This is a genomic window from Mycobacterium shigaense, from assembly GCF_002356315.1.
Classification (GTDB): domain Bacteria; phylum Actinomycetota; class Actinomycetes; order Mycobacteriales; family Mycobacteriaceae; genus Mycobacterium; species Mycobacterium shigaense.
In genome coordinates this window covers 1041050-1064577 of sequence record NZ_AP018164.1, presented here as the reverse complement: position 1 = coordinate 1064577, position 23528 = coordinate 1041050, and the positions used below count along the sequence as shown (strand labels likewise).

10 protein-coding genes and 1 pseudogene are annotated in these 23528 nt (G+C 68.1%); 3 read left to right on the top strand and 8 right to left on the bottom strand.

What is annotated here, in order from left to right; translation table 11 throughout:
- Positions 1-83 precede the first annotated feature (83 nt).
- The 3 genes and pseudogenes from MSG_RS05010 to MSG_RS05000 all read left to right on the top strand — a co-directional run bounded on the left by MSG_RS05010 (position 84) and on the right by MSG_RS05000 (position 11461).
- Entirely contained in the window at positions 84-1556 is a 1473-nt protein-coding gene (locus tag MSG_RS05010) for a DHA2 family efflux MFS transporter permease subunit (RefSeq protein ID WP_232011159.1), read from the top strand.
- Positions 1557-1665: 109 nt separating this feature from the next.
- On the top strand, positions 1666-2604 hold the full coding sequence (locus MSG_RS05005) for a methionyl-tRNA formyltransferase (protein ID WP_096437596.1): 939 nt from the start codon (positions 1666-1668) through the stop codon (positions 2602-2604).
- A gap of 21 nt (positions 2605-2625) precedes the next feature.
- Positions 2626-11461, top strand: a pseudogene (locus tag MSG_RS05000) (amino acid adenylation domain-containing protein).
- Here the strand turns inward: MSG_RS05000 and tsaE are convergent.
- From tsaE to MSG_RS04960, 8 genes are all read right to left on the bottom strand, one after another.
- Positions 11438-11920: a tRNA (adenosine(37)-N6)-threonylcarbamoyltransferase complex ATPase subunit type 1 TsaE gene (gene tsaE, locus MSG_RS04995; protein ID WP_096437594.1), complete on the bottom strand. Its 483-nt coding sequence runs from the start codon at positions 11918-11920 to the stop codon at positions 11438-11440. The pseudogene MSG_RS05000 and the gene tsaE sit on opposite strands and share 24 nt — an antisense overlap.
- Positions 11913-12965: an alpha/beta fold hydrolase gene (locus tag MSG_RS04990; protein ID WP_181159236.1), complete on the bottom strand. Its 1053-nt coding sequence runs from the start codon at positions 12963-12965 to the stop codon at positions 11913-11915. Before MSG_RS04990 ends, tsaE begins: the two co-directional genes overlap by 8 nt.
- A gap of 55 nt (positions 12966-13020) precedes the next feature.
- Entirely contained in the window at positions 13021-14184 is a 1164-nt protein-coding gene (gene alr, locus MSG_RS04985) for an alanine racemase (RefSeq protein ID WP_181159237.1), read from the bottom strand.
- Positions 14185-14287: 103 nt separating this feature from the next.
- A complete protein-coding gene (locus MSG_RS04980; protein ID WP_096437588.1) occupies positions 14288-15682 on the bottom strand; it encodes a glutamate decarboxylase in 1395 nt (464 codons plus the stop codon).
- A 19-nt stretch (positions 15683-15701) separates the two neighbouring features.
- Positions 15702-17123 (bottom strand): NAD(P)H-hydrate dehydratase, encoded by a 1422-nt coding sequence (locus tag MSG_RS04975; protein ID WP_096437586.1) that lies wholly within the window; start codon positions 17121-17123, stop codon positions 15702-15704.
- A 61-nt stretch (positions 17124-17184) separates the two neighbouring features.
- Positions 17185-19056 (bottom strand): alpha/beta hydrolase family protein, encoded by a 1872-nt coding sequence (locus MSG_RS04970; protein WP_096437584.1) that lies wholly within the window; start codon positions 19054-19056, stop codon positions 17185-17187.
- A gap of 4 nt (positions 19057-19060) precedes the next feature.
- A complete protein-coding gene (locus tag MSG_RS04965) occupies positions 19061-20842 on the bottom strand; it encodes an N-acetylglutaminylglutamine amidotransferase (RefSeq protein WP_096437582.1) in 1782 nt (593 codons plus the stop codon).
- Between the two features lies 1 nt (position 20843).
- Positions 20844-23486: a carboxylate--amine ligase/circularly permuted type 2 ATP-grasp protein gene (locus tag MSG_RS04960; RefSeq protein ID WP_181159238.1), complete on the bottom strand. Its 2643-nt coding sequence runs from the start codon at positions 23484-23486 to the stop codon at positions 20844-20846.
- Positions 23487-23528: the final 42 nt, after the last annotated feature.

The window sequence follows — 23528 nt, the reverse complement described above, 5'->3', positions numbered from 1 at the left end:
ATTGCCACGCTATCGCACCCCCGCTGCCTGCGCCGCAGACCTGGCCCGACGATGTGGCCGCCATCGTTATGCTCGGTGCCACTATGGGCGAGGCGTCTTGGGCAACCGTGGGCCACTCCGGCAAGGGTGCGCCCGACTACCCCGACAAGCTGGATGCCGCGCTGCTGCGGATCGGCGCAGTGTGCGGCCTTGCTTCCCTGATGGGGTTTCTGGACAGTACCGCGGTCGCCGTCGCGCAACGCACGTTCGTCGCCGAATTCGGGTCCACGCCGGCCGTCGTCTCGTGGACGATCGCCGGCTACCTGCTCGCGTTCGCGGCCGTTGTCCCGGTAACCGGTTGGGCCGCAGACAGGTTCGGTACCCGGCGCCTGTTCATCGCCGCGGTCGGATTATTCACACTCGCCTCACTGCTGTGCGCGATCGCGCCAAACATTGTGTTGCTGATCGTCTTTCGGGTACTCCAGGGTGCCGGCGGCGGCATCATGTCGCCGCTGAGCTTTGTCATCGTGACCCGCGCGGCAGGCCCCAAGCGCCTCGGCCGGTTGGTCGCGTTGGGAGCGATACCCTTCCTGTTCGGTCCCATCGGCGGGCCGATCCTGGGGGGCTGGCTGATCGGAGCCTACGGCTGGAAGTGGATATTTTTTGTCAACCTGCCGATCGGACTGATCACCATCGCGCTCGCGGCGACCCTGTTTCCGAAGGACCGTCCTGAGCCATCGGAGGCGCTCGACGTCATCGGCGTGCTGCTGCTATCACCCGGCGTGGCGATATTTCTGGCCGGGGTGTCCTCCATTCCGGACCATCGCACCCTCGCCGATCGCCATGTGGCGGTACCGATTGTGATCGGTGTGGCATTGATCGCCGCCTTCGTTCTGCACGCATGGCGTGGCACCGACCACCCACTTGTCGACCTGCGGCTGTTCAGCAACCGTCCGGTCGCACTGGCCAACGCGACGCTGCTGCTGTTCGCGGCGATCTACGTCGGTGTTCTGCTGCTGGTTCCGAGCTATTTCCAGGTTGCGCGACACCAGTCGCCGATGCAGTCGGGGATGCAGCTGATCGCGATGGGAGTAGGCGTCGTCGTCACCACGCCTATCGCCGGGTCGGTCATGGACAGACTCGGGCCCGGCAAGATGGTGCTGATCGGTTTTCCGCTGGTGGCCGCGGGCCTGGGCATCTTCACCCTCGGCGTCGCGCGCCAAGCCGACTACGCGCCGACATTGCTGGCCGGCCTGCTGATCACGGGGCTGGGAATTGGCTGCGTCGCGACGCCGCTGTCCGGGGGATGCGTGCAGTCGGTGCGGCCGGACCAGATCGCGCGGGCTACGACTCTGCTGGGCATCAACGATCAGGTGGGCGGCGCCACGGGAGCCGCGTTGATGGCGGTGCTGTTGACCCAACAGTTCAACCGGCACCGGGACCTGGACGCGGGCGACGTTGCCCACGCCTACACGACGGTGTTTGCCGTGGCCGTCGCGCTGGCGCTGCTCACGATCGTTCCGGCGGCCTTTCTGCCGAGGAAACCGGCGAGTGCAGCCTCGACGCCACAAGCGTGATTTCGCGGAATCCCCGACTCGCGAAGTTAGGTGAGCCTACGATAAGCTCTGCCCCTGTGGCGTGCGCAACAGGGCGCCGTCCGCCGGGCCGAAGTGAGTGGGTTCTCGCATGCGCGTTGTGTTTTTCGGGTTCCAGACCTGGGGATACAGGACCCTCCAGGCGTTGATTGCGCTGGAGCACGAGGTCGTCCTCGCCGTGACCCATCCGGCCAGCAGCGAATCCTACAAGGCGATCTGGTCGGCGCCGGTCGACGAACTCGCCCGCGAGCACGGCATCCCGGTCCATGTCACCGAGCGGGTAGACGGCGAGACCATAGACCTGGTCGGAGACTTCGCACCCGATGTCATCGTCGTGAATAGCTGGTATCACCGGATGCCGGCGGAGCTTTACGACCTTCCACCGCACGGGACCTTGAACTTCCACGATTCGCTGCTGCCGAAATTCACCGGGTTCTCTCCCGTGTTGTGGGCGCTGATCAGTGGCGAGTCCGAGTTCGGATTGACCGTGCACCGGATGGACGACGGCCTGGACACCGGCGACATCCTGGTGCAGCGCACGCTGCCGATCGGCCCGGCCGATACCGGCACCGAACTGGTGATGCGCGGCATGGATTTGATTCCGGGTGCCCTTGACGAAGCGTTGACCGCGTTGGACTCGGGCAACGCGGTCTTTCGGCCGCAGGACAAGGCGCGACGAACGTACTTCCACAAACGATCCGAGCGCGACAGCCTGATCGATTGGAGCTGGCCGGCGCAGGATCTCGAGCGGTTTGTCCGGGCGCTGTCGGATCCCTATCCCCGGGCGTACTCCTCCTACCGGGACGAACGGATCGAGATTCTCGAGGCGCGGGTTTCCGACGCCTGCTACGGCGGTACACCCGGCCGGGTGCTGGTACAGGAAGAGGGCGGCGTCGTGGTGTGTGGGTCCGACGCCCGCCGGGGTGGCAACCGGGGACTGGTGATCACTCGGGTCCGCGCTTCGGACGGGGTCGAGTGCAGTGGGGAGAAGTACTTTCGGCGCGGAGGCTACCTGGACAGCCGCTCCTAGGCGTAGAAGGTTCGTCGTCAGATGCTGAGTTACGGTGCGCAGCCGGAACAGTTGGGACCGCTGACCCTCGCGCAGCGTTCGTTGTGGATTGCCCAGGAGCTCCGGCCCGAAGTCCCGTACAACTTCGCCGGTTACGTCGAGATCGATCACGACGTCGACGCCGAAAAGCTGATGGTTGCGTGCGAATCGGCGGCCACCCGGTTCGGCACACCGTGCGCGCGGGTCTGTCTCGACGACGGCGAACCGGTCTTCGTGCTCGACCATTCGATTCCGCAGGCGCTGCAATGCATCGATCTGCGTGCCGAATCCGATCCGGCGACCGCCGCTCGTGCCTGGATGGACGACGACTACCGCCGGCCGGTCAATCTGGTTCGTGACCGACTCACCAACTTTGTGCTGCTCCGGGTCACCGACGAGCTGTGCTACTTCTACGTGCGTGCGCACCACGTCCTGTTGGACGGGTATGGCGCCAACAACTTCATGCGCCACGTCGCGGAGGTCTACTCGGGCGCGGCCGCCGTCACCGGCGATGTGGACTTCTCGGAGTTCGCCGTCCTCCGTGCCGCGGATGAGAAGTACCAGAATTCCGCCCGCAGTCGGGCCGACGCCGAATACTGGCACAGCGTCGTGCGCGGATCGCCGGAAATCACCGACCTGTCCGGACGACAACGGTCGGTGGCGCCGCGCCACCCGCTGGTGCGCGAACTGGCGTGCCCGCGTCACCTGGGCGGCCAGTTCGACGTTGCCCGGGTGGTCGCGGCAATGGCGGCATTCATCGCGAAAACAACTGGGCGACAGAATATTTCGCTGTCTCTCCCGGTTTCGGCGCGTACCACCGCAGCACTGAAGAAGTGCGCCGGCATGGTGTCGAACATGGTGCCGCTGGTCATCGACGTATCCGACGAAGACACCATCGGTGCACTCACCGAACGGGTCGGCAAGGCCGTCATCGGTGCGCTGCGGCATCAGCAGTTCCGGGGCTTCCCCGACATCGTCGGCGACGGAAACCGCCTCGACATGAACCTCGAGTTCGGCCCGACGATCAACGTGCTCGACTTCGCGGCCCCGATCTACTTCGGCCCGTCCGAAGCGACGTGCAACATATTGAGCAACTTCCCCATCCAGGACATCGCGGTCAACATCTATCCGCAGCTGGGTGACGGCGCGCCGCGGGTGCACTTCGCATGGAATCCCGAACGCTACGCCGCCGACGAGATCGCCGGGCACATCACCCGGCTGGAATCGCTCTTCGACCGCCTTCTGGTCGCGGACCCGTCCGTGGTGGTGGGCGAGGTGCCGTTGCTGGGCCCTGCTGAGCGCGCGCGCCTGGACGTGTTGGGTAATCGGGCGGTGTTGGAGCGGCCGGAGTCTGGCGTGTCGATACCGGAGTTGTTTGCGGTGCAGGTGGTCCAGACACCGGAGGCGGTGGCGGTCAGTTGCGGGCGCCGCGTGCTCACCTATCGCGAGCTCGACGAGGCCTCGGATCGGTTGGCGCAGGTGTTGGTGGGACACGGCGCCGGACCCGGGCAGTGCGTGGCGGTGCTGTTTTCCCGGTCGGTGGAGGCGATCGTGGCGATTTTGGCGGTGCTCAAAAGCGGCGCGGCCTATCTGCCGATAGACCCGGCGGTGCCCGAGGCGCGCATCGCGTTCATGCTCGGCGACGCCCGCCCGGTGGCGGCGGTGACGACAACCGATCTAGCGTCGCGGTTCGCCGGACACCCGGTGCCGGTGATCAACGTCAATGATCGCAGCCTCGACGGGCCACCCGGTGCGCGGTTGCCGCTGCCGGCCGGTGGCGACGTGGCTCACATCGTGTACACCTCGGGAACCACCGGGGTGCCCAAGGCGGTGGTGACCACCCATCACAACGTGACGCAATTGGTGGGCCCGCTGCATGCGGGCCTGCCCTCGGGACCCGGCCAGGTGTGGTCGCAGTGGTATTCGTATGCCTTTGACGCCTCAGTCGAAGAGATCTGGGGTGCACTGCTGCACGGATCGCGGCTGCTGATCGTGCCCGAAGCCATCGCCGCGGCCCCCGCAGACTTCCAGGCGTTGCTAATCGACGAGCAGGTCAGCGTGTTGCACCAGACGCCGTCGGCGCTGTGCGCGCTAACACCAGCCGGCCTGCAATCCACAGCACTGGTGGTGGCCGCCGAGGCGTGCTCGGCGGAGTTGGTGGACCAGTGGGCCCCCGGGCGGGTGATGACCAACGCCTACGGGCCGACCGAGACCACACTGTGCGTGACGGTCAGCGTGGCCTTGACCGCCGGCTCGGGCACCCCGCCCATCGGGGTGCCGATACCGGGTGCGGCGTTGTTCGTGCTCGACGGGTGGCTACGCCCAGTACCCCCCGGCGTGGTCGGCGAGTTGTATGTAGCCGGCCACGGTGTCGGCCTGGGCTACCTGCACCGCCCGGGCCTGACCGCAGCACGGTTCCTGGCCTGTCCATTCGGCCAGCCAGGACAGCGAATGTATCGCACCGGCGATCTGGTGTCCTGGGGCCCCGACGGGCAACTGCACTATCTGGGCCGCGCCGACGAACAAGTCAAAATCCGCGGCTACCGCATCGAACTCGGCGAAATCCACACCGCCCTGACCGCCCTAGACGGCGTCCACAGCGCAGTCGTGGTCGTCCGCGAAGACCGCCCCGGCGACAAACGCCTCGTCGGCTACCTCACCGGCACCGTCGATCCCCTCACCGCCCGCACCGCGCTGACCCCCCGACTGCCCGCCTACATGATCCCCGCCGCCATCGTCGTCCTCGACACCCTGCCACTGACCATCAACGGCAAACTCGACACCCACGCCCTACCCGCACCCCACTACCCCGACACCACCTACCGCGCCCCCACCAACCCCATCGAACACACCCTGGCCACCATCTACGCCGAAACCCTCGGCCTACCCCAGGTCAGCATCGACGACTCCTTCTTCGACCTCGGCGGCGACAGCATCCTGTCCATGCGAATCGTGGCCCGGGCCCGCGCCGCCGGCGTGCTGTGTCGCCCCCGCGACATCTTCGTCGAACAAACGGTGGCCGGTCTGGCCCGGGTGGCGACGATCGCCACCGGAGACGACGAGGTGGCCGACGGGGGCATCGGGCCGGTCGCGGCGACCCCGATCATGCGCTGGCTGCGTGACGTGGACGGCCCGGTCGACCAGTTCAACCAGACGATGGTGGTCCAAGCCCCTTCCGGCGCAACCGATGCCGATGCGATCGTCGTGCTGCAAGCGCTGCTGGACCGACATGCCATGCTGCGCCTCCGCGACGACGACGGGTCGCTGCGAGTGCCCGAGCCGGGCTCGGTGCGCGCGCAGGACTGCCTGGGCATCGCCGGGGCGCTGTCCGATGCGGCGTTGGTCGATGCGCGGTCGCGGCTGAATCCGGGCGCGATGGTGAGCGCGCTGTGGGTCACCTCGACCCGCCAGCTGGTGTTGATCATCCACCACCTGGCCGTCGACGGGGTGTCGTGGCGAATCTTGTTGGAAGACATGAACATTGCCTGGGCGAAACTCCGCGGCGGGCTGCCGGTCGAGTTGCCTTCGGGCGGCACATCGTTCGCCCGCTGGTCGGCACTGCTCGAAGAGCATGCGCGGCGCCCCGACGTCGTGGAACACGCCGAGGTGTGGCGCGAGGTTGCGGCCACCCCCGCGGCGTTTCCTGCGGTGCGGCCCGACGTCGATACCCATGCCAACACCGGAAGGCTGTCCCTGGCGTTGGATGCCGAGACGACCCGCCTGCTGCTGGCCGAGGTGCCTGCCGCGTTTCACGCTGGTGTGCAAGACATTCTGCTGATCGCCTTCGGGCTGGCGCTCGCCGAATTTCTGGGCGCCGGCGGCGCGCCGATCTGCATCGACGTGGAAGGTCACGGACGCCACGAGCAGCTGGACGCCCGCGTGGAACTGTCCCGCACCGTGGGCTGGTTCACCGCCAAGTACCCGGTGGCGCTGAGCACCGGCGGGCCGGATTGGGCCGGGGTGATCGCCGGCGCACCAGCACTCGGCACGGCGATCAAAGATCTCAAGGAACAGCTGCGTGCCTTGCCCGAAGGCTTGACCTACGGGTTGTTGCGGTACCTCAACGACGAGGTGGACCTGGGCGGGCCGGACCCGTCGATCGCGTTCAACTACCTGGGACGACTGGGTGGGCTCGGCGACGTGTCCGAGGACCTGTGGCGACCCAGCGCCGACACGCTGGCGGCCACCGCCGTCGCGGCTGCGGTGCCCATGCCGCTTACTCATACCGTGACGCTGAACGCCGCAACAGTCGACGACGCAGACGGTCCGCACCTGCATGCCGATTGGACGTGGGCGCTCTCCGCCTTGGACAATGACGAGGTAAACCGGTTGAGCCAGTTGTGGTTTGCGGCCCTGACCGGCATCTGTGCGCACGTGCGCCGCGGCGGGGGCGGCTGGACCCCGTCGGACATCCTTCCCGCCCGGCTTACCCAGCGCCAACTCGACGAACTCGCGCGACACCATCAGATCGCCGACGTGTTGCCGTTGACCCCGTTGCAGCAGGGGCTGTTCTTTCACACCACCGTTGCGAAGAGCAGCGGCGTCGACCCGTATGCGCCACAACTGGACATCGCCCTGACCGGCCGGCTTGATGGGGCTCGCCTGCGCCAGGCCGTACACGCCGTCGTCGCCCGCCATCCCAACCTGGCGGCGCGATTTTGCGCCGAGTTCGACGAGCCGGTACAAATCATTCCCACCGACCCCGCCCCCGCATGGCGATTCGTCGACCTCGACGAGGAAGTCGAGGTCGACGAGCGGATCCGGCGGTTGTGCGCCCAGGAACGTGCGGCGGTGTGCGACCTGGCCAACCCCCCGGTCTTCCGGGCGGCGTTGGTCCGCACCGCGCCGGACCGCTACCGATTCGTGCTCACCCACCACCACATCGTGCTCGACGGCTGGTCGTTGCCGATCGTGCTGCAGGACATCTTCGCGAGCTATGCCGGGCAACAGCTGCCCGCGCCGGTGCCGTTTCGCCGGTTCGTCACCTGGCTGGCGGGGCGGGATACCGAGGCTGCCGCGGCGGCCTGGCGAAAGGTGTTGTCCGGCTTTGACACTCCCACCCTGGTCGGGCCCCGGCAGGCGCGGGAACCGGGGCGGCGCGGTGCGGCCTCGTTTCGGCTACCGGAACAGACCACACAGGCCCTGACCCATCTCGCCCGCGCGCATCACACCACCGTCAACACCGTGCTGCAGACCGGCTGGGCGCAGCTGCTGATGTCACTGACCGGCCAGCACGATGTGGTGTTCGGCGCCACCGTCTCGGGTCGTCCGACCGATTTGGCTGGCGCGGAAGCGATGGTGGGCCTGCTGATCAACACCGTGCCGGTGCGGGCGCGCGCCACCGCGTCGACCACCGTCGGGGACCTGCTCGACCAGCTGCACACCGCCCATCAACACACCCTGGAACACGAGCATCTGGCGCTCAACGACATCCACCGCGTCACCGGTCACGATCAGCTGTTCGACACCTTGTTCGTCTACGAGAACTACCCGATCGACGCCGCGGCATCGGCATCACTCGGCGAGCTGGCCATCACGGGCTTCACCAGCAACGAATCCACCCACTACCCGCTGACCCTGCAAGCCGCCCCAGGCACCGAGCTGGGGTTGCGCGTCGAATACGACTCCGACCTGTTCGACGCCGAAAGCGTTGGGGCGCTGATGGACCGGCTGCAGCGGGTGTTCACGGCGATGCTGACCGATCCGTCGCGGCGATTGGCGTCGGTGGATGTGCTGGGCCCTGCTGAGCGCGCGCGCCTGGACGTGTTGGGTAATCGGGCGGTGTTGGAGCGGCCGGAGTCTGGCGTGTCGATACCGGAGTTGTTTGCGGTGCAGGTGGTCCAGACACCGGAGGCGGTGGCGGTCAGTTGCGGGCGCCGCGTGCTCACCTATCGCGAGCTCGACGAGGCCTCGGATCGGTTGGCGCAGGTGTTGGTGGGACACGGCGCCGGACCCGGGCAGTGCGTGGCGGTGCTGTTTTCCCGGTCGGTGGAGGCGATCGTGGCGATTTTGGCGGTGCTCAAAAGCGGCGCGGCCTATCTGCCGATAGACCCGGCGGTGCCCGAGGCGCGCATCGCGTTCATGCTCGGCGACGCCCGCCCGGTGGCGGCGGTGACGACAACCGATCTAGCGTCGCGGTTCGCCGGACACCCGGTGCCGGTGATCAACGTCAATGATCGCAGCCTCGACGGGCCACCCGGTGCGCGGTTGCCGCTGCCGGCCGGTGGCGACGTGGCTCACATCGTGTACACCTCGGGAACCACCGGGGTGCCCAAGGCGGTGGTGACCACCCATCACAACGTGACGCAATTGGTGGGCCCGCTGCATGCGGGCCTGCCCTCGGGACCCGGCCAGGTGTGGTCGCAGTGGTATTCGTATGCCTTTGACGCCTCAGTCGAAGAGATCTGGGGTGCACTGCTGCACGGATCGCGGCTGCTGATCGTGCCCGAAGCCATCGCCGCGGCCCCCGCAGACTTCCAGGCGTTGCTAATCGACGAGCAGGTCAGCGTGTTGCACCAGACGCCGTCGGCGCTGTGCGCGCTAACACCAGCCGGCCTGCAATCCACAGCACTGGTGGTGGCCGCCGAGGCGTGCTCGGCGGAGTTGGTGGACCAGTGGGCCCCCGGGCGGGTGATGACCAACGCCTACGGGCCGACCGAGACCACACTGTGCGTGACGGTCAGCGTGGCCTTGACCGCCGGCTCGGGCACCCCGCCCATCGGGGTGCCGATACCGGGTGCGGCGTTGTTCGTGCTCGACGGGTGGCTACGCCCAGTACCCCCGGCGTGGTCGGCGAGTTGTATGTAGCCGGCCACGGTGTCGGCCTGGGCTACCTGCACCGCCCGGGCCTGACCGCAGCACGGTTCCTGGCCTGTCCATTCGGCCAGCCAGGACAGCGAATGTATCGCACCGGCGATCTGGTGTCCTGGGGCCCCGACGGGCAACTGCACTATCTGGGCCGCGCCGACGAACAAGTCAAAATCCGCGGCTACCGCATCGAACTCGGCGAAATCCACACCGCCCTGACCGCCCTAGACGGCGTCCACAGCGCAGTCGTGGTCGTCCGCGAAGACCGCCCCGGCGACAAACGCCTCGTCGGCTACCTCACCGGCACCGTCGATCCCCTCACCGCCCGCACCGCGCTGACCCCCGACTGCCCGCCTACATGATCCCCGCCGCCATCGTCGTCCTCGACACCCTGCCACTGACCATCAACGGCAAACTCGACACCCACGCCCTACCCGCACCCCACTACCCCGACACCACCTACCGCGCCCCCACCAACCCCATCGAACACACCCTGGCCACCATCTACGCCGAAACCCTCGGCCTACCCCAGGTCAGCATCGACGACTCCTTCTTCGACCTCGGCGGCGACAGCATCCTGTCCATGCGTCTGATCGCCACCATCAACAAAACCCTGGACACCCACCTCTCCGTCCGCGTCCTGTTCGACGCGCCGTCGGTGAGCGCCCTGAGTCGGCAGGTGCACCAGCACCCGCTCGATCCGCGATTCGTGGCCGTGCATGGGACCGAGCCCACCGAGATCCACGCCGCCGATCTGACCCTGGACAAATTCCTCGACGCCGCAACGCTATCGGCGGCCACTGGGCTGCCGGGGCCCGACGCCCGGGTGCGCACCATCCTGTTGACCGGCGCGACGGGATTCCTCGGGCGCTACCTGGTGCTCGAATGGCTCGAGCAGCTGGAACTGGTCGACGGCACGCTGATCTGTCTGGTGCGCGGCAAATCCGACGAGGACGCCCTGCGCCGTCTGGAGCAGATCTTCGACGCCCGGGATCCGCGACTGCTGGCCCGCTTTCAGGAGCTGGCCGCCGGTCACCTGCGGGTCATCGCCGGGGACAAGGCCCAACCCAGCCTCGGCCTAGACGCGCAGACCTGGCGGGAGCTGGCCGGATCCGTCGACCTGATCGTCGACTCGGCCGCCCTGGTCAACGGGGTGCTGCCCTACCGCGAACTGTTCGGGCCCAACGTCGGGGGCACCGCCGAGCTGATCCGGTTGGCGCTGACCACGAAACTCAAGCCGTACAACTACGTTTCGACGGCCAACGTGGGCGACCCGGTTGACAAGTCGGTCTTCACCGAGGATGCCGATATCCGGGCCATCAGCCCGACGCGAATCAACGACGGCAGCGCCGTCGGCGGTTACGCCAACAGCAAGTGGGCCGCAGAGGTGTTGTTGCGGGAGGCCCACCAGTTGTTCGGGCTGCCGGTTTTGGTGTTCCGCAGCGGCATGATCCTGGCCGACACCAATTACTCCGGGCAGCTCAACGTCTCCGACCTGGTCACCCGGATGGTGCTGAGCGTACTGGCGACCGGCATCGCACCGGGATCGTTCTACCGGCGCGACGCCGCCGGCAACCGGCAGCGGGCGCACTACGACGGGCTGCCGGTCGGATTCGTCGCCGAGGCGATCGCCACCCTTGGCGCGCAAGTGGTCGACGGGTTCCAGACCTATCACGTGATGAACCCGCATGACGACGGCATCGGGCTCGACGAGTACGTCGACTGGCTGGCCGAGGCCGGTTACCCGATCGAGCGCGTCGACCATTTCGACGAATGGTTGCAGCGATTCGAGGCCGGCCTGCGCGGCTTGCCGGACCGTCAGCGACAGAACAGTGTCCTGCAAATTCTGCAGTCGGTCGGCCCCGACAACCTGCAGCCCCTCCCGCCGGTGCGCGGGGCGTCCGCGTCGACCGATAGATTCCGGGCCGCGGTGCAAGAAGCAAAGATAGGGCCCGACAACGACATTCCACACATCTCGCCGGAAATCATCGTCAAATACGTCACCGACCTACAACTGCTCGGACTGCTTTAGCCCGCTCCACTCCCAGGCCGCGATCCGAACATCGGAGTGGCTGACCCGCTCCAAGCGAATGTCGAGGTGGCGCTCGGAGAGTCGTTCGGCCAGGCCCTCGCCCCATTCCACCACGACGACCGCGTCCTGCAGATCGGTGTCGAGATCCAACGAGTCCAGTTCGCCCAGTAAGTCGGCGCCCGGGTGATCCAACAGCCGATAGACGTCGACGTGAATCATCGCCGGGGCGCCCGCCCGGCGCGGCGGATGCACCCGCGCCAGCACGTACGTCGGCGACGTCACCGGTCCCTCGACATCCATTGCAGCGGCAATTCCCTTGGCCAGAACCGTTTTTCCCGCACCGAGCGGACCGGAGAGCACCACCACATCGCCCGCGCGCAACTCCCGGCCCAACCGCGACCCGAGCGCGACGGTGTCCTCGACACGTTCGCAGGTGGCGGCACCAGATCTGTCAACCACTGCGGTGCAGCCGTTCCCGGATTCGCCGGTAGCGCAGCGTGATTTTGCCCGGAACGGCGCGGTGGACCAGCCGGACCAGGCCGTCGTTGATGGCCTCCGGTTTGTCCAGCAGGGCCAGGTGGCTGGCGCCCTTGACGATGACCAGCTCGGATGACGGCAGCGACGCGGCCATCCTCCGCGAGCACTCGTCGGGGGTGATCAGGTCGTGGTCGCCGCAAGCGACCAAGGTCGGAATCCTCATCAGGGTCCACAGCCCGGCGGTTTCGTCGTGCACTTCCAGCGCGCCGAGGAACCCCACCAACGTCGGGATCGGGGTACCGTTCATCATTCGCTGCGAGAACGCGTCCAGGCTGCGGCTGACGTGCAGGTCGCTGTAGGACGCGGCCCGCAGGACCGGACCGATCAGGGAGCGCGACACGTTGCGGCCCCGGTGCATCAGCTTGGGGGCCGATCGTGCGGTGAACCGAAGTGCTTCCACCGCAGGGTTTTTCAAGATCTCGCCCAACGGCGAGCGGGTGACCCCTTCTGCTGCGGTCGAGATCAGCGCCGCCCCGACGATGCGTTGGCCGTAATGCTCGGGGTACTGCCGGGCATGCGACAACACCGTCATGCCACCCATGGAATGGCCGACCAGGATGACCACGCCGCGCGGCGCGGCCTCGGCCAGCACGCTCTCCAGGTCCTGCCCCAACTGGGTCAGCGTGTAGGTCTCGGGCGAGGCCTCGCCGGATCGGCCGTGCCCGCGCTGGTCGTAAAAGACCATCCGCACCCGGGGCCCCCACTTCTCGGCCAGCCGCGTGCGCTGAAAGTAGAAGGCGCCCATCCGCAGACAGAATCCGTGCACGAAGATCACCGTCACCGGCGCATCCACCGGGCCAACCTCGCGCACCGCCAGTGTCACTCCGTCCCGGGTCGACACCACGTAGCCGCGGTCGCTGTCGTCCCGTTCGAAATCCTCGTCGGCGTAAGGGTCTTCGAGGCCCACGGCGCGCTGGGTCATCGACCGCCGGACCGAGGCGCCGACGATGGTGGCGACCGCCGTCAATCCCGCCCCTCCCGCCAGCCACGCCCTGCCCCAGCGACGCGTGCGAGTTTCGCTATCAGTCAACGGGTTCGGCCTCGCGGAAGGTCCGGGCGATGCGGCCCCGCAGGCTGGTCACCACCTCGTAGTGGATGGTGCCGATCAAATCGGCCCAGTCCTGGGCGAGGGGTTCGCCTCGGGTGCCCGGGCCGAACAGGATCGCCTCGTCGCCTTCGGCCACGTCGACCGGCCCGGGGCCCAGATCGACGACGAATTGGTCCATGCAGATCCGCCCGATGCCGGGCCGGCGCCTGCCGTTGATCAGCACGCCCAGTCGCCCGCCCAGCGACCGGAACACGCCGTCGGCGTACCCGATCGGCATCAGGGCCACGGTGGTGTCCCGCTCCGCGACCCAGGTGTGCGCATACGCCACGCCCTCACCCGCGCGCACGGATTTCACCAGCGCGACAGGACATTTCAGCGTCATCGCCGGAATCAGCCCCAGGTCGCCACGCTCGGGGACCGGACTGAGGCCGTACACGGCAATACCCGGGCGCACCATGTCGAAGGCCAGATCGGGGCGCGACATGGTCGCCGAAGAATTGGACAGATGGGCGATCTCGAACCGCACGCCCTGATCGCGCGCGTACGCCAGCATCTCGCTGAATCGTTGCGCCTGAAGGTCGTTGGTCGGATTGTCCGGCTGGTCGGCGAAGACCAGGTGCGACATCAGACCCCGCAATCCGATGGCCCCCTCGGCGACGCCCCGACGGAGCGTGGTCAGCATCGACGGGAGCTGCGCGGCGGTGACACCGTTGCGGTTCAGCCCGGTGTCGACCTTGACGCTCGCGACGGCGGTGCGGCCGGTCCGGCGCGCGGCGTCCAGCAGCTCTTCGAGCTGACGCACCGACGACACCACGATCTGCACGTCGGCCAGCAGCGCGGGCCCGAAGTCGATACCGGGAGGGTGCAGCCACGCCAGCACCGGCGCGGTGATCCCGGCGGCACGCAGCTTCAGCGCCTCGTCGACGGTCGCGACGCCCAGTTCGGCCGCCCCGGCGTCCAGCGCGGCGCGGGCGACCGGGGTGGCCCCGTGGCCGTAGCCGTCGGCCTTGACCACAGCCATCACCTGGGCGCTGCCGGCGTGCTCGCGCAGCACTCGCACGTTGTGGGCGATGGCACCCAGGTCCACGACGGCCTCGGCGAGCACGCCGGGCGTGACGGATTGCGGGGTAACAGGCACGGCCGCCATTGTCCCAGAAGTCTCCGAAGCGTCGTCGATCGTCGCGGAGTTGTCAGGTGTTTGCCCTGCTCAGCGCGATTAGTCGACGCTGGGCGACCCGAGATCAGTGCGCGAAGTGCTCCGCGCGGTAGTGCCCGCCGGGCTTCAGCTTGTCCAGGGAGGCCAGCGCGGCGCGGGCATCGTCGTGCAGGGCCCGGGCCAGGTCCGCGGACAGGCCCTCGCGCACCACGATGCGCAGCACGGACACGTGCGTGGCGTTGTCTGGCATGGTGTACGCCGGCACCTGCCAGCCGTAGCCGCGCAGCTCGTGGGAGACGTCGAACTCGGTGTACCCGCGATTTTCGGCCAGCCGGAAGCTGACCACCGGGATCGCCGTTCCATCGGAGATCAGCTCGGCGTGCTCGCCGCTGCGCAGCTGCTCACCCAGCCAGCGGGCGGTCGACGACAGCGTGTGCATCACCTGCGTGTAGCCCTCCCGGCCCAGCCGCAGGAAGTTGTAGTACTGGCCGACGACCTGGTTGCCCGGCCGCGAGAAGTTCAGCGTGAAGGTCGGCATGTCGCCGCCCAGATAGTTCACATGGAACACCAGGTCCTCGGGCAGATACTCCTTGCTGCGCCACACCACGAACCCGACACCGGGATAGGTCAGGCCGTACTTGTGGCCGCTGACGTTGATAGACACCACCCGTGGCAGCCGGAAATCCCATTTCAGCTCGGAGTGCAGGAAGGGCACGACGAATCCGCCGCTGGCCGCGTCGACATGCACCGGGACGTCGACGCCCCCGCCGGCTGCCAGCTTGTCCAGCGCCGCGCAGATCTCGGCTATGGGTTCGAGCTCGCCCGTGTAGGTGGTGCCGAGGATCGCGACCACGCCGATGGTGTCCTCGTCGACGGCGTCGACGACCTGCTCGGGGGTGATGACGTAACGCCCCTCCTCCATCGGCAGGTAGCGGGGTTCGACGTCGAAATAACGGCAGAACTTCTCCCACACCACCTGGACGTTGGAGCCCATCACCAGGTTCGGGGTTCGCTTTTTCCAATCTCCCCCTTTTTTCAAGCCGACCTTCTCGCGCCACCGCCACTTCATCGCCAGCCCGCCCAGCATCACCGCCTCGCTGGAGCCGACGGTCGACACGCCGGTGGCGCTGGACGGATCCTCGTCGCTGAGGTCCTCGGCGTGGAACAGGTCGGCCACCATGCACACACACCGCTGCTCGATCGCGGCGGTCGCCGGGTATTCATCCTTGTCGATCATGTTCTTGTCGAACGTCTCGGCCATCAGCCGGCCGGCCTGGGGATCCATCCACGTGGTGACGAAGGTGGCCAGGTTCAGCCGCGAACTGCCGTCGAGCATCAACTCGTCGTGGATGAACCGATACGCGGCGTCCGGGTCCATCGACTCGTCGGGCATCCGCAAGGCCGGCACGGGCGCGGTGAACAGGCGGCCGGTGTAGGCGGGCGCGATGGAGTGGGCGGGCACGGACGGGTGTTGGGGCACGGGGGTTTCCTTTCTGCGGCTACAGAGCGGCCAGGGCGGACCGGATGTGCGGGACGATGCGGGACGCCGAGGTGGGCGCCTCGCCGGGACCCGGGTCGGCCGCCGACAGCGCCGCCGCGTGCGCGTGCACGAACGCGCCGGCCGCGGCGGCCTCCGCGGCCGGCAGACCCGCGGCCAGCAGCGCGCCGATCATCCCGGACAGCACGTCGCCGGACCCGGCGGTGGCCGCCCAAGACTGCCCGGCCGGATTGAGATACACCGGGCCGCCGGGATCGGCGATCACGGTGACGTTCCCCTTGAGCAGCACAGTTGCCCCTAACGCGTCGGCCAGCCTGCGGGTAGCGCCCACCCGGTCGTCCCCGGGGGGGCTACCCGCCAGCCGGGCGAATTCACCCGCGTGCGGCGTCAGCACCGTCGGTGCGGTGCGGTTGACCACCAGCTCAGGGTGCGCCGCCAGGATGGTCAGGCCGTCGGCGTCGACGAGGACCGGCAGGTCGGTGCCGAGGGCGAACCACAGCGCGGCCGCGCCGGTGTCGTCGGTGCCCAGGCCCGGTCCGACCACCCAGGCCTGCACCCGCCCGGCCGCCGCGGGGGTGGGCGATGCGATGACCTCGGGCCAGTGCGCGAGGACCTCGGCATGCGCGCGGCCGGCGTAGCGGACCATCCCGGAGGTGGCGGCGACCGCGGCCCCGGTGCACAGCACGGCGGCGCCCGGATACGTCGACGACCCGGCCATCACCCCGGTGACGCCCTGGGTGTACTTGTCGTCGTGCGGGCCGGGCACCGGCCAGCGGGCCGCGACATCGCCGGCCTCGAAACCGAGCACGTCCGTCTCCGGCAGATCCAGCCCGATGTCGACCAGCGTGACGACGCCGCAGTCGGCGAGGGCGTGCACCGGCTTGAAGCCACCGAAAGTGACGGTCAGCGCGGCGTGCACCGCGGGCCCGGTGATGGCGCCGGTCGTGACGTCGATGCCGCTGGGAATGTCCACCGCCGCCACCGGGATCCCGGCGTCGTCGACGGCGGCGAATACCTCGGCCGCCGCCGGGCGTAGCGGCCCCGAGCCGGAGATGCCAACCACGCCGTCGATCACGAGATCGGTCGCGGTGCGGACTCGTTCCACGATGCGGCCGCCGGCCTTGCGAAACGCCGCCAGACCCGTGCGGTGGGTGTGGTCCGGGCTGAGCAGGATGGCGTCGGCCGCCACCCCGCGGCGACGCAGGAACGTCGCGGCCCACAGCGCGTCGCCGCCGTTGTCACCCGAGCCGATGACCGCGCACACCCGGCGACCGGCGATCCCGCCGGTGCGGGAGGTCAACTCGCTCAGGATGTGCGTGGCCAGCCCGTAGGCAGCCCGTCTCATCAGCGCGCCGTCGGGCAGGCTGGCCAGCAGGGGAGCCTCGGCGTCGCGGATCGCATCTATGGAGTAGTAATGCCGCACCAGAGCCAGGATTCCATGCCCGGCCGTACTTGCGCACTAGCGCCCGGAACTCTGCTGGCGGCTAATGCCTTTCGGCGACGGCGCCGAATGCCATGGCCAGCCACTCGCTCGCCGCTTGCGCCAGCGCCGCACGATTCTCGCGTTTGACGATGTCGTGGCCGTCGTCGCTGAACGCCAGGTACCGGACCCGTCGGCCGGCTCGGCGCAGCGCCTCGACGATCTGCTCCGATTCGCTGACGGGCACATTGGTGTCCTTGGTGCCATGCACCACCAGCAAGGGCGCCGTCAAAGCGTCGACACGGCGCAGCGGCGACAGTCGCTCGAGCAACGCGCGATCGTGGACCGGGTGGCCGTACTCCGGGTACGCCGCGGCGGCAATCCACGGCTCGGTGCGGTCATAAAAGGTGCTGAGATCGCTCATGCCGCAGATGCTGATGCCTGCCGCGAACAAGGCCGGGTGGAACGTCAGTGCCGCCATCGTCAGAAAGGCGCCGTACGACCAGCCCGCGCAGGCGATGCGCCGTGGGTCGGCAAGGCCACTGTCCACGAGGAAACGCGCGCAGTCGGCGACGTCGTCGATGGCCGCGAACCGCTTCTCCCGGTCGTCGGCGTGCACGAACGTCCTACCGAAGCCCCCGGAGCCGCGGACATTGGGCGCCAGCACGGTGATCCCGTTGTCGACCAGCCGCGCGAAGACTTCGTCGTAGCCGGGACGGGCCTGGCCTTCCGGTCCGCCGTGCAGGTACACCACCGCTCCCCTGGGGCCCGGGCCGCCGCCCGGTAGCGGCTGGTAAAGCCACGCGTTCAAGCTCAATCCGTCACGGGCCGTGATGGTCTGCGCCGCGGTCCCGCCGCAGAATCCGGGGATGACCGGACCGTGACTGGGTTCGCGATCTATCGGTTCCCATTGGCGCGACCGGGGATTGACCAGCTCGACGGTGCGCGGCGCCGACGGCGCTTCCACGGTCACCGCGATCATCGACCCGCCGGCGCTGATGGACAGCCCGCTTGCGACCAGCCCGGGCAGCGGAATCGGTTCGGCCAGCGTGTTGTCGCCGTATTCCAGGATCTGCAATTCACTGCGGCCCTGCACGTTCCATAACAACGCCACCGTCGATAGGTCGTCGCTGACAGCGAAGGCGTCCAGCTCGTGGTCGGGGCGTTCGGCCACCACGTAATAGCTCACCCCGTCCCGGGTGACCGTCACTTCCAGCAGCCGGGCGAATTCGCAGCCGTTGTCGCTGCGAATCAATGCGCGAACATATCCGCGGTCGCCGGAGCCTGGATAGTAGATGTCGATCCGGTCACCGTCAGGGCCGTGGCGGAGGCGGCGAGGATGGTGGTCGTCGAGGATGACGCCGTCTGCTGTCGAGGAGCCGGGATCGGAAGGCAGCAAGTCGATTTCGCGTCCCTCGCGCAGCATGATCAGTTCGTGGTGGCCGCGCGGCCCGACTCGGATCAGGGATGCGCCGGCCCAGGCATCGACCAGGCGCCCGCCGGGTCGCCGATCCACCACGGTGCAATCGCCGTCGGCCGGGTCGATCAGACACGATCGCCCGATGCCGTCTTCACCGGTCAAAATTGCGGCGACCAGCGCGCCGTCCCAGCCGATCAGCTCGGCGGTCCCGGCGCGCCCGCCGTCGATGCGACGAGCCATCCTGTCATCCGGATCGGTGGTCACCACCCAGATCTGGCGGCGGGTACCCGCGCCGGGCGCCACTTCGCAGGCCAGCCATTGCCCGTCGGCGGAGTGGATGACCCTGGACACCGGACCCTCGACCGGCAACACCACGTCCCGCGACGAGCTTGCCCGCCGCCCACGCAGAAACCGTTGCACCGCGCGCGGATAACCGCCGTCGTCGATCAGGTGGGCGAACGCCGTCGCGTCCGGCGACAGGGACGCACCGTAGATGGCGCGCACGTCCTGCCCCATCGCCTCAGCCCGCCATGCTCTGCAGCCACATTTCGAGCACCGCCAATTGCCACAAGGCGTTGGAGCCCAGCGTGGTTCGGGTCTGGTTCGGGGCGGACAACAACGCGCTCACGGCGCCGGAACGATACAGCCCGCGGGCGCGGGCTGTATCGTTGGTCAGCGCATCGCCCACCATGTCAAGCACCTCGCCGTGCAAATGACGGATGCCCGGCACCAGGAAGTGCCCTTTGGTCCGATCGATCACCTCCGGCGGCAACAACTTTCGTGACGCGTCCTTGAGCACGCCCTTGCCGCCCGAGGCAAGCTTCAGCTCCGGCGGGCACGCCGCCGCCAGCTCGACGAAGTCGTGGTCCAAAAAGGGCACCCGCGCCTCGAGCCCCCAGGCCATCGTCATCGTGTCGACGCGCTTGACGGGATCGTCGACCAGCATGACCTGCGTGTCCAGCCGCAGCGCGGCGTCCACCGCGGAGTCGGCGCCGGGCGCGCCTTGATGAGCGGTCGCGAAATCACGGCTCACGTCGGCGTCGATTCCGTACTCGGGGGCAAAGATCGACAACACGTCGTCATGGCTGCGGTCGAAGAAAACTTTGGCGTAGGCCTCGGTGGTCTGGTCGCGGGCGACAGTGGCCAGCGGCGGGTACCACGAGTAGCCGGCCAGGATCTCGTCGGCGCCCTGCCCGGACTGCACCACCTTGACCGACTTGCTCACTTCGGCCGACAGCAGATAGAAGGCCACGCAGTCGTGACTGACCATCGGCTCACTCATGGCGGCAATGCATTTCGGCACCGCCGGCACCAGCCGCGAGGAGTCGACGTGAATCTTGTGATGGTCGGTGTCGAAGGTCTTGGCGATCAGGTCGGAGTAGAAATACTCGTCGCCGGATTCGCCGTCCGACGAGTCGAAGCCGATGCTGAAGGTGGCCAATGCGTGCTGGCCTTGCTCGGCCAGCAATGCCACCACTATCGACGAGTCGATGCCACCGGACAGCAGCACCCCCACCGGCACATCGGCGACCATCCGGCGTTTGACGGCGATGCGCAGCGCGTCCATCAGTGCGGTCTCCCAGTCGCGGGCCGACCAGGAGGCTTTGGCCAGGTCGCGGCCGAATTGCGGTGTCCAGTAAACGGTGTCGGCGTGCGAGCCGTCGGGCTGGATCACCCGCACCGTCGCCGGCGGGAGCTTGCGCACCCCGCGGTAGACCGTGAGCGGGGCCGGCACCACGGAGTGGAAGGTCATGTAGTGGTGCAGCGCCGCGCGATCCAGTTCGGTGTCCACCCCGCCGGCATCGAGCAGTGCGCGCACGCTCGAGGCGAACCGCAACCTCCCGCGGCCCGGAGCGATATAAAGCGGTTTGATGCCCAGCCGGTCCCGCGCCAGGGTCAGCACGCCGGTGTCGCGGTCGGTGATGGCGAACGCGAACATGCCCTTGAAACGTTCGACGCAGCGCACGCCCCACTTGTGGAATGCCTTGATCACGACCTCGCTGTCGGCGGTCGAGAAGAACCGGTATCCGTCGGCTTGAAGTTGCTCTCGCAGTTCCTGGTAGTTGTAGATGCAGCCGTTGAACACCAGTATCAGACCGAGCTCGGCGTCGACCATCGGCTGGGCGCCACGGCCGGACAGGTCGATGATGGACAACCGGCGGTGCCCCAGGGCTACGGGTCCGTGCGCCACTATCCCCTCGGCGTCCGGCCCCCGCGAGGTCATCGCACCGGCCATGCGGGCGACGGCGCCCACATCCGCTGCTTCGCCGTCCCAGCGGATCTCACCGCAAATACCGCACATATCAGCCGCTTTCGTTGCCTGAAGCTTGCTCGTCGGCGTCGGAGGCAGTGAGGATCCACGTGTCCTTGCTTCCCCCGCCGGATGATGAGTTGACGATCCGCGACCCGCGGCTGGCCACCCGCGTCAGCGCGGCGGGCATCACCTGAGCCGAGACCGCACCGTTCGCACCGGCCCGAAGATGGACGAAGGCGCGCAGATCGACGTGATGAGGGTATAGGCCTTCACCGTCGAAGGTGGGATGGGTGGACAGGCTGACCGACTCCTGGGCGATGAACCGTTCCGGCTGGGTTTCCAGCTCCCGCCGGCGCGCGTCCAGCGCGGCTTCGGAGGCTTCCGGCCCGATCAGCACGCCGCTACCGCCCAGCCCGTCGATCGGCTTGACCACCAGGTCGCCCAGGTTGGCCAGGACGTAATCGCGCTGTTCTCGTTCCGCGCAGACCCAGGTCGGCACTTGGGCCAGCTTCGGTTTTTCGCCCAGGTAATACTCGATCATGGCCGGGACGTAGGCATAGATCGCTTTGTCGTCGGCCACACCGTTCGCCAGGGCGTTGGCGATGGTCAGGTTTGCGTCGGCGAGCGCGGCAAGCAGACCGGGCCGCAGCGGCACGCCGTCGTGCCCGACCGACGACAACAGCATGTCCTCGTCCATCCGCGCGTAGACGACGTCGATGGGCTGGACGGTGGAACCTATGTGCTGCACCAACTTTCCGTCACGCACGGACAGGTCGGACGGCTGCACCAAGGCGATCGCCATCTCCTCCGCCAAGAACCGGTGTTCAAACCATGCCGAGTCCTTCCAGCCGGCCGACAGCAGCGCCACGGCCGGCTCGTCGGACGCATGCGCGGGTGCGGCCGCCCGCAATGTCTCCAGCAGCATGTCCAGGGTCCGAGCGGTGTCTTCGATCGCAGCCGGCGGCTCCAGCTCGGGAAGGTGCTTGCTGAGCAGCCGCCGGTTGACGATGGCGTAGGCGACACCCGACGGCACCCGAAGGTTGTCTTCGAGCACCATCCACCGACCGGGAGCATCGCAGACGAGGTCGGTCCCGCTGATGTGCGCTCGAATGGTGTCGCCTGCTAGGCGACCCGTCGAGCGGAAGCCGGGAGCGCGGTCGAGAACCTGGTCGCCGATGATGCCGTCCGCCACGATCGCCCGTTGGGCGTAGACATCGCGGAGGAAGGCGTCCAGGGCGCGCGCTCGCTGAGTGAGACCGTCACACAGCTTCGCCCATTCCCGCGCGGCCACCAGGCGCGGCAGCACGTCGACCGGGAACACCTGAGCCCGGCTTTGACCGGTGACGCGAAACGTGATGTCGTCGGCGCGCTGCTCCTGCTCGATGTCGGCTTCGCGGGCCCGCAGCGCGACGACGCCCAGCCCTGCGACGGTGTCGAGCAGCGCCCGATATTGCCGCCGCGGCCGGGCCTGGGGACCGATGGCCTCGTCGTAGCCGTCGGCGAGGGCGTCACCGGCGGCGATCACCGGTTTGCTACCGGGCTGATAGCCGAGCAGCAGGGCGGAATCCGCACTGATCGCGGTCGCCGTACTGTTCCCCCAGCTGGCCGTCTCGACGACCAGTTGGTCCACCACGTCGGTGAGACGTCCACGGCGGCGCAGCGCCCGCCGCTGCCGGGCCGACGAGGTACCCCTTGCCAGCGCCCTACTGCTCAACTCGTTGACGATGTCCCAGTCACCGCTTTCATCCAGTTGCGGATGCAGCGAGCCGACCAACTCGCCAATCACGTCGGCCGCCGGGCGACTGATCGGACGCCGGACGTCGACAAGCTCACCTTCCAACCCCGACCGGGCGGCCCGCCACAGCGCCGCCCGCATCACCGGCGGGGACGGGGCAAACGGAGCCGTGCCCGCGTGCGCCGCCTGCAGCTCCCGCGTGACCAGAGCCCGAAACAGCCCCGCGACCAGCACGGCGGTGTCCACGGACGGGCAGCTGTCGCACACGCGCAGCTCCACCGTCGGCGTGGCGTTGGCCGGCCTTACGTCGAAGTACAGCATCCCGACGTCCGAGATAGCCCCGCTTGCCACCAGGTCGTCGACCAGTGCGTCATATTCTTGCGCCGACTGCGCCGGGGCGGCCGGACCGGTCGTCGGCCAGCGCTGCCAGATCAGCGTACGCATGCTGGCGTATCCGGTGTCGGACCCGTCGGAGGCAAACGGCGAGCTGGCGGACAAGGCGAGTAACGGCGGCAGATACGGGGCCACCCGGAAGGCGGCCTGGACGGCTTCGTCGCGATCGGCGACACCGACGTGCACCTGGGTGCCACAGATCAGCTGCTCACGGGCCAGCAGTTGGTAGTCGGCGAGCATTTGCCGGTATCGCGGCGTCTTGGTCACCTGCATTTCGGCCGGCACGGCCAGCGGCACCGCCCCCGCGGCCACGACCCCGATACCCAGGACGGTGGCAGCCTCGACCAGGACCTTGCGGCGACGGATCAGTTCGTCGCGCAATCCGTCGAGCGAATCCACCACATGGGTGTTCGTCTCGATGACACACCGCTGCAGCTCGGCAACGTACTCCTCGGTCAGGCCGGCCAACAGTTCCGGGGCGCGCGCAGTGAGCCGCCTTGTCTTCAGGTCGACAAGGTGGAACTCCTCTTCTACCCCCAGCGTGCGCGGCGATTGACGTCGCATTTCCCCACGTTATGGGTGGGTAATTACCGGGGCGTTAAAAAG